The 8,897-nt window shown below is 67.2% G+C and carries 6 protein-coding genes; all 6 read right to left on the minus strand.

The genetic code is table 11. The annotated features are described in order from the left end of the window. A partial coding sequence (locus tag ACV4UX_RS15160) for an MBL fold metallo-hydrolase (RefSeq protein WP_491594120.1) occupies window positions 1-444 on the minus strand: 444 nt, incomplete at its 3' end. 144 nt (window positions 445-588) lie between these two features. Further along, the gene (locus tag ACV4UX_RS15165; RefSeq protein WP_491594121.1) at window positions 589-2,043 is read right to left on the minus strand and encodes an NAD-dependent succinate-semialdehyde dehydrogenase; all 1,455 of its coding nucleotides are present in this window, start codon (window positions 2,041-2,043) and stop codon (window positions 589-591) included. 267 nt (window positions 2,044-2,310) lie between these two features. After that, on the minus strand, window positions 2,311-2,967 hold the full coding sequence (locus ACV4UX_RS15170) for a CBS and ACT domain-containing protein (protein ID WP_491594122.1): 657 nt from the start codon (window positions 2,965-2,967) through the stop codon (window positions 2,311-2,313). 68 nt (window positions 2,968-3,035) lie between these two features. Further along, window positions 3,036-6,011 carry a PEP/pyruvate-binding domain-containing protein gene (locus ACV4UX_RS15175; RefSeq protein ID WP_491594123.1) on the minus strand — a complete coding sequence of 992 codons (2,976 nt, stop codon included), beginning with the start codon at window positions 6,009-6,011 and terminating at the stop codon, window positions 3,036-3,038. Between the two features lie 65 nt (window positions 6,012-6,076). Continuing rightward, window positions 6,077-7,426, minus strand: a complete 1,350-nt coding sequence (gene gdhA, locus ACV4UX_RS15180) for an NADP-specific glutamate dehydrogenase (RefSeq protein ID WP_491594124.1) — start codon at window positions 7,424-7,426, stop codon at window positions 6,077-6,079. A gap of 94 nt (window positions 7,427-7,520) precedes the next feature. Next, a partial coding sequence (locus ACV4UX_RS15185) for an aldehyde ferredoxin oxidoreductase family protein (protein ID WP_491594125.1) occupies window positions 7,521-8,897 on the minus strand: 1,377 nt, incomplete at its 5' end.

Below are 8,897 nucleotides of genomic sequence, written 5' to 3' on the forward strand. Positions count from 1 at the left end.
GGGGTAGGCCGCCTTACCGTCCAGCCCCAGCCCGCCGATGTGGTCGCGGTGCAGGTGGGTGAGCACGATGTCCGAGACGGCCTCGGGTTTCACGCCCGCCTCGTCCATGGCCTTGGGCAGTCCGCCCGCGCCGGGGCCGATGATCTTGCCGCCGCCGGTGTCCACCAGCGCCACGCGGTCGCCGCTTTTGAAGAGCAGGACGTTGAGGGAGTTCATGGTCTTGCCGTCGGGGTAGGCGGCCTTGACGGCTTCCTGCTTGTCGGGGGTGTCGGCGAGCAGAAGCTTGGCGTCCATTTCGCGGTAGCCGTCGGAGAGCACGAAGGCCTTGATCGCGCCCACGTCGGCCTTGCCCAGCAGGGGCTGGGCGCAGCGGGCGGGAGTCGCGCCCAGGCAGCAGCACAGGGCCGCGAGCAGGCAGCCGGCGAACCATCCGTTAGCGGTCATGAAGGGCTCCGTTGTTGGGGTTCGGGGATTCAGGAGCCAATCTATAGCCGGGTCCGCCGAAAACGCCAGAGCTAATGAAGCCCGGAAAGGGATGGGAGCGGGACGCTCGCGCGTCCCGCCCACGGAGAGGGTTCGGGGATCGGATCAGGCGCCGATGCCCATGAGCACGTATTTGGTGTCCAGGTACTCCTGGATGCCTTCCTGACCGCCTTCGCGGCCCATGCCGGACTCCTTGACGCCCCCGAAGGGGGCCTCGGCCATGGCCAGGATCACCTCGTTGACGCCCACCATGCCGTATTCCAGGGCCTCGCTCACGCGCCAGGCGCGGCCCAGGTCGCGGGTGAAGACGTAGGAGGCCAGGCCAACGTCGGTGTCGTTGGCCATTTCCACGGCCTGTTTTTCGGTGGCGAAGGTGACGATGGGCGCGACGGGGCCGAAGATCTCCTCGCGGTAGACGCGCATGGAGGTGGTGACGCCCGCGAGCAGGGTGGGCTCGTAGAAGAGGCCGCCCAGGGCGTGGGGTTTCCCGCCAGCCAGCAGCCGCGCGCCGTGGGCCAGGGCGTCGTCCACCAGGGCCTGGACGTGCTCCACGGCGGCCCGGTCGATGAGGGGCCCCTGTGTGACTCCGGGAATCAACCCGCTTCCGGATTTGAGGGCGGCCACCCTGGCCAGGAAGCGCTCCACGAAGACATCGAGGGCGCGCTCCTGCACCAGCAGGCGGTTGGCGCAGACGCAGGTCTGGCCGGCGTTGCGGAATTTGGAGATGAGCGCGCCCTCGGCGGCCTTGTCCATGTCGGCGTCGTCGAAGACGATGAAGGGGGCGTTGCCGCCCAGCTCCAGGGAGACGCGCTTCACGGTGGCGGCGCACTGGGCCATGAGCTTCTTGCCCACTTCGGTGGAGCCGGTGAAGGAGATCTTGCGCACGCGCGGGTCGCCCGTGAGCTCGCCGCCGATGGCCGAGGCGCTGCCCGTGACCACGTTGAACACGCCCGCCGGGATGCCCGCCTCCTCGGCCAGGGCCGCCAGGGCCAGGGCGGAGAAGGGAGTGGCCGAGGCGGGCTTGACCACCACGGTGCAGCCCGCGGCCAGGGCCGGGGCGGCCTTGCGGGGGATCATGGCGAAGGGGAAGTTCCAGGGGGTGATGATGCCCGTCACGCCCACGGGGCGCGACATGGTCAGGGGGCGCTTGCCGGGGGCCGGGGAGGGGATCACGCGGCCGTAGATCCTGCGGGCCTCCTCGGCGAACCAGGGGAAGTAGGACGCGCCCTGGAGGATTTCGCCCCTGGCCTCGGCCAGGGGCTTGCCCTGCTCCAGGGTGAGGATGGCGGCCAGCTCGTCGATGTTCTCCTTGATGAGGCGGTGCAGCGCGTGGAGGGGTTCGCCCCGCTCCAGGGGGCTGAGCGCCTGCCAGGAGGCCATGGCGCGCGCCGCCGAGGAGATGGCCAGGGATGTTTCCTTGACCCCGCAGCGGGGCACGGTCCCCAGCGTCTCGCCGGTGGCCGGGTTGGACACTTCCAGCACGCCGCCTTCGAAGGACGGTATCCATTGCCCGTCGATGTAGCAGAAGTTTTTCCAAAGTCGCAGGTCGTCAGGTCTCATGGTTGAACTCCGTGGCCCCTGAAGTCTGCCAATCTTCAGGGGTTGAATGGTGCGGCAGGCGGGCAGTCCGTCTCGCCGTTTCCCGGATGCGCCGCAAGACCTCGTGTCTTTACCCTGAAAAACATGAAGATGTTCTTCAAGATGATCTCAATGCTTATGAAGTGTCAGACCTCGTGCCGGTCGTGTCGGTAGAGTTGAAACGCCGGGACGCGTCACGCTCCGACTGGCCTCGAAGCGGGGCCGACCCGGCGGCCGGCCCCCGCCTTGTCAGTCCCTCACCCAGTAGAGCAGCTGGTGCCTGGCCTTGATGTGGTCGCGCAGGCGGTAGTCCTCGGCCTCGGTCATGGAGCGCAGGCGGATGTACACCCTGCGCTTGGATTCGTCCGCCTGGTCCAGGTGGGACAGGATGCTCACGATCTTGGCGTCCTGGGCGCGCAGGTCGTCGATGAGCTGCTTGAGGTGGCCCTTTTCCACGGGCAGCACGGCGGCCAGGTGGACGCCGCCCTGGTCCACGCCGCTGATCATGGTGAAGAGCCTGAAGATGTCCGTGGCGGTGATGATGCCCACCACCGCGTCGTAGCCGTCCACCACGGGCAGGCCGCCCACCTTGTTGTCGCGCATGATGGCGGCGGCGCGGGCCACGGAGTCGTCCGGGCGGATGGTGAGGGGCTTCTTCGTCATGATGTCGCGCACCTTGATCTCGGAGAGCAGGCGGGTCATGTCGTAGATGTCCAGGGAGGTGGCCTTGGAGGGGGAGGCGGCCTTGATGTCGCGTTCGGTCACGATGCCGACGAGATGGCCGTCGGAATCCACCACGGGCAGGCGGCGGATGCCGCGCTGCTGCATGATGCGTCCGGCTTTGACCATGGAGACGTCCTCCGTCACGGTGGTGACGTCCTTGAGCATCCAGTCTCCGACAAGCATATATCGCTCCTTTGTGATGGCGTGTGCATGGCCGGGAGATCCGGCGTTTCGTCCTCGTCAATCTCCGTTCATTCGGGCGCTCCAAGAGTCATCACGCACGCGGAGCGCCTGCTGTCGATCTTGATGGCCACTCCCTGCCGGGCGTGCACATGCCTGATCCGCGCGCCGTCGCCCAGCACGGGGAGGGCCTCGATCTGCCGCCAGTCCAGGAGGTCCTGCGCGCCGTCGCTCACGGTCACGTAGGGTATACCCAGGGAGGTGATGTTCTGGAAAAAGTGGGTCCCTTGCGAGGGGTCGGCCTTGATCAGCGCTCCCCGGCATTCCACGATGGCCCCCACCCCGGAGATGTGCCGCCATTGCACCGGGATGCCCAGCCAGCGGTCCGAGGTGCCCCAGCGCCCGGGCCCGATGAGCAGGTAGGGACGCCGCTCCCTGGAGAGCACGGCGTTCACCGCGCCGATCTCCTCGGCGATGGCGGCCGTTTCGGCCGGATCGAAGGCCTCGGGCTTCACGAACACGATGTCGCGGATGTCGTCGCGCCTGCCGCTTCCCAGCGCGAGCCGGGAGCTGAGGAATGCGCCCGCGCGCTCCTCCGGGGTGATCTCGGCGTCGAAGCGGTCCGAGTCGATGGCCATGGGCCGCACCTGGAGCAGGTAGAAGGCGCAGGCGCGCGGATTCTCCCGTCGGAGGTTCACCGCGAACTCCAGCTCCACCTCGCAGCCGGCCTTCTTCCGGAACAGCTCCAGAAGGCTGGAGAGCAGCTCCGGCAGGGGCGGCAGGCCGTGCTGGATGACCCGCGAAAACAGGGCGACCCTTGGGCCGGAGGCCTCGAAGGAGTCCCGGATGCGGTTGTCGGCCGGGTCGTAGGCGCTCGTGCTGGCCATGACCGGGTAGTCGCCCAGGGCGTCGTGGATGTTCCTGCGCACCAGGCGCGCATCTCCGACGGGCGTCGAGGCAGCCCCCGACACGCCCAGGCGCAGCGACAGGAACTCCCGCTGGGTGTTGGCGAGCATGTCCTCCACCGAGGCGTACTGGGGCAGTATCTTCGGGTGCCGGGGCGAGAACCGGAAGGAGACGCCCCCCTCCACCACGGACTTGCCGAAGCCGATGACCATGTGGGCGATGCCGTCCCCGGGGCGCATGCGCGAGACGGGATAGTAGTTGTGGGACTGGGCCACGCCCGCGATGGACGGATAGAAATGGTCGCCGTGGCGCTCTCCCGCGATCTGCTGGATCGCTACGGCCATGGCCTCGTCCTGGGCCTGGCGGGCGGTGCTCCTGGCGAAGGCCTTGGGGCTTTGGAACCAGGTGGAGGCGTAGACCTGCTTGACGGCGTCCAGGAGCTGCCCGAGGCGTTCGTCCGCGTCGGGGTGGTCGTTGGGAAGCATGACCGTGTCGTAGAGCCCGGCGTAGGGCTGGAACTGGGCGTCCTCCAGGAGGCTGGAGGAGCGCGCGGCCAGGGGGTAGCCGACCTCCTCGAGGTATTTGCCCAGGTCCTTGACGACGGACGGAGGCATTTTGCCCTTTCGGAAGGCCTCGGCCACCTCCGCATCGGAGAAACCTTCCCCCGCGAAGCGGCGCAGCCCGTTGAGGGCCACGAACTCCTCGAAAACGTCGGTGGCCAGCACCACGGTCTGCGGCACCTCGACGGAACATTCGGGGAAACGCTCCACGAGCGCCCCGTTTTCGCCCAGCACCGAGGACATGAAGGCCAGACCCCGCGCCTTGCCGCCCAGGGATCCGCTCCCGATCTTGGCGATGCTCAGGAGGTCCTGCTTGAAATCCTTGCGGTTGAAGCCCGCCACCACGCCCTTCTGCCGCCACTTGCGCACGAAATGGATGAGCCCGATGAGGTACTCGCGCAACTCCCGCGCGTCCCGGAAATGCTCCGGCCGGATCGCACGGACTGCGGTGGCCAGCGGGATCTCGGAGCGCATCATCACCCAGTTGGCCAGGTCCTTCTTGCCGATGTGCAGGAGCAGGGACTCCTCCGGGATCACCGCAAGCTGTTCCTCCAGGGTGCGCAGCCTGTCAGCCCGGCCCGCCTCGGCCCCGTCGGGCGTCCTGAACACGAATTCCCCGAAGCCCAGACGCTCCAGGAAGAAATCCTGCACCTCCTCCACGAGCCCGGGGGAGTTCTTGTCCAGGAACGCGGCCGGGATGGCCTGCGCCTTGTGACCGTTGGAACTCTCGGAGCTCATGAGCAGGAGCGGCAGGTGGGGCATCTCCCGGCGCACCCGGGAAAGAAGCTCCACGCCGGCCTCGCGGTGGAGCTTTCCGTCCTTGGGGAAGCGCGTGTCCGAGATCACCCCGAGCAGGTTGTCCCGGTAGGTCTCGTAGAGCCTGGAGGCCTCCTCGAAGGTGCGCGCCAGCAGAATCTTGGGCCGGGTGCGCATGATGAGCAGGCGCTCCTCCTCGTTGACCCCGCATTCGAGCACGTTCTGGATCTGGCGGACGATCTGTTTGTAGAAGACGGGCAGGAGCCGGGAGTAGTAGAGCGGCGAATCCTCCACCAGGATGAGCACGCAGACGTGGGCGCGCCGGGTGTCGTGCTCCACGTTGAGCACGTCCTCGGTGCTTTTGATGATGGAGAGCAGCAGGTCGGCGTTTCCAGACCAGATGAACACCTTGTCGATGCCCGGCAGGTCGGCGGTCTCGTCCGCCGTGCGCAGGGTGCGCAGGCCGTGCGCCAGCAGATAGACGGGCAGGGAGGGATGGAGGCGCTTCACCCGCTCCCCGAAACGGGCGGCGTCCATGTCCTCCAGATGCGGCATGGTGATGACCAGGTCGAACTTCTTCCCGGCCAGCAGGTCGAGCGCGTGGAGCGCGGAGGAGGTGCGGGTGACGCGCGGAGGTTGCGAGAGGCTCAGGCCGCTGTATTCCGAGACGATGCGCGAGGCCAGCGTCACGTCCTCTTCGATGATGAAGGCGTCGTAACTGCTCGAAACGAGAAGGATCTCGTTGACCTTGTTGGCCATGAGCTCCAGGAAGGCCCTGAAGTCGAGCACGGCCACGCGAGACAGTTCGCGCTCATCGAGTTTCATGCCCCCACCGCCCGTCCCGGCCGGGCCGGACGATGCGCGTCCGGCGTCCGGCTGCTTTTCGGTTTCTACACCAGGCCCTGGTCCAGCATGGCCTCCACCACCTTCCTGAACCCCGCGACGTTGGCCCCCGTCACGTAGTTGCCGGGCGATCCGGCGGCCTGGGCCGCGTCGGCGCAGGTGCGGTGGATGCTCTTCATGATCATGCGCAGCCTGTCGTCCACCTCTTCGCGGGGCCAGGAGATGCGCATGCTGTTCTGCGACATTTCCAGCCCGGACACGGACACGCCGCCCGCATTGGCCGCCTTGCCCGGGCCGTAGAGGATGCGCTCCTGGAGGAAGAGGTTCACCCCGGCGGGGGTGGTGGGCATGTTGGCCCCTTCCGCCACCACCTTCACCCCGTTGTTCACCAGATGCTGGGCGTCGGTTCCGTTGATCTCGTTCTGGGTGGCCGATGGAAAGGCGCAGTCGGCCTTGTGGTTCCAGAGGGGATCGCAGGTGCGGCCTGCCTCGCAGGCCGTGTAGACCGCCGAGGAGTACTTCTGGGCGTACTCCTCGATGCGCCCGCGCCGGATGTTCTTGAGTTGCTTGACGAACGCGAGCTTCTCCCGGTCGATGCCCGCCTCGTCGTAGATGTATCCGGAGGAGTCCGAGAGGGTCACGGGCTTTGCCCCCAGGTCCAGGAGCTTCTCCACGGTGTACTGGGCCACGTTGCCCGAGCCCGACACCAGGCAGACCTTGCCCTCCAGGGTCTCGTTGCGGGAGGCCAGCATCTCCGCGCTGAAGTAGACGCAGCCGTACCCCGTGGCCTCGGGGCGAATGAGGCTGCCGCCCCAGTTCAGGCTCTTGCCCGTGAGCACGCCCGAGAACTCGTTGGCCAGCTTCTTGTACATGCCGTAGAGGTAGCCGATCTCTCGCGCGCCCACGCCGATGTCCCCGGCGGGCACGTCGGTGAACTGGCCGATGTGCCGCCAGAGTTCCGCCATGAAGGCCTGGCAGAAGCGCATCACCTCGGAGTCCGACTTGCCCTTGGGGTCGAAGTCGGAGCCGCCCTTGCCGCCGCCCATGGGCAGCGTGGTCAGGGCGTTCTTGAACACCTGCTCGAAGGCCAGGAACTTCAAAATGCCGAGGTTCACGGAGGGATGGAAGCGCAGACCGCCCTTGTAGGGGCCGATGGCGCTGTTCATCTGGATGCGGTAGCCCCGGTTCACGTGGACTTCCCCGGCGTCGTCCTCCCAGGTGACGCGGAACATGATCACCCGCTCGGGCTGGACCAGCCGTTCCAGAATCTTCGCCTTGCGGTATTCCGGCCGCAGGTCCAGAAGCGGCTTGATGGACTCGAAGACTTCGCTGACCGCCTGATGAAATTCCTTCTCGTGCGGATCCTGGCTTGTAACGAGGGCCATCAACGCTTCCATCTCATCCTCCTGCAATGTGTTTCAGATGCGCAACATGCAGCCAGAGCGACACAAAAGCAAAGCAACGCGGATTCCGAGACAAAACAGGAGGATGCTACATGGCTTCTCCCGGCCGTCCCTCGGGGGACCAGCCGCGATGGCGGTAGTAATCCTTGAGCATGTGTTCGAGCTCTTCTTCCTTCAGGCCGCGCCCGTCCGGCAGGGCTTCCCTGTGAAGGCGTTTCGGCAGCCGGTCGTCGGCGGGGGTGAGGCCCTCACGCAGGTTGAAGGTGCGCGTCATGTCCGATATGTGGGCCGCGCGCCGCCGCAGGGCCTCTTTGGAGGCGTCCAGGCCCGTGACCAGGGGAATGACCTTCTCCAGCTCCTCCCAGGTGTAGAGGTCGCGGAAGAAGCGGCAGAGGATCAGGGTGTCGAAGATGGTCAGCCTGTCCTCGTAGTCCACGAGCATCTCGGCCTTGTCCTCGATGGCGTCGGCCGGGATGAATCCGGCCAGCTCTGGCTTGTAGAAGGTGGTGCGCAGGTGGCAGGCCCCCCGGTCCGAGGTGGCGTAGGCCAGGCCCATGCCCTTGAGCACGCGCGGGTCGTACCCTGCGGGCTCCATGCCCTTCACATGGATGGCCAGGTCCTCCAGGCCCCAATGCCGGGCGGCGGGCACGATGCCCTGGGAGAGCACCTCGCCCGCGCCGCGCCCGGCCGCCATGTCCTCGATCAGGCGCGCGGCGGCCTGGGCGTCGCCGTAGGCGATGTCCGTGAAGCCGCGTCCCTGGGCGTTGGCCTCCATGGCCAGGGCGCAGAGGTTTCCTGCGGTGATGGTGTCCATGCCCAGGCGGTCGCAGAGGTCGTTCAGGTAGACCACTTCGCCCATGTCCTCGATCATGCACAGGCCGCCGAAGGCGTAGATGGTCTCGTATTCGGGGCCTTCCAGGGTGAGCCCGGCGTGACGGCCGGAGCGCAGGGTGGCCATGCGCCCGCAGGCCATGAAGCACTTCAGGCAGGCGTGGGGCGTTACGTCGTGCTCCTTGTGGAAGGTCTCGCCGGAGATCCTTTCCCAGTGGGCGCAGTTGCCCTGGCTCCAGTATTTGGCCGGGAACGCGCCCACGGTGTTCATGAGGGCCACCATCATGGTGGTGCCCTGGGCGCGGTAGGCCTTCACGCCCTTGTTCTCCACGCCCGCCTTGGCGAAGGCGGCGGAGTAGGCGCGGAGCCCCTTGGAGTCGAAGGGCTCACGCTTGCGCTCGCCTTGGAAGACCACGGCTTTCACCCGCTTGGAGCCCATCACCGCGCCCACGCCCGCGCGGCCAGCGCAGCGCCACTTGTCGTTGGCGATCATGGCGAAGCGCACAAGCCGCTCCCCGGCAGGGCCGATGACCACGGCCCCGGGCCTGCCGTGCTCGCGGCCGGGCAGGGCGAAGCGCTCCAGGGCGGCCTCCTCGGTCTGGTAGACGTCCATGCCCCAGAGGCCGGAGGCGTC

The organism is Fundidesulfovibrio sp., assembly GCF_058402725.1.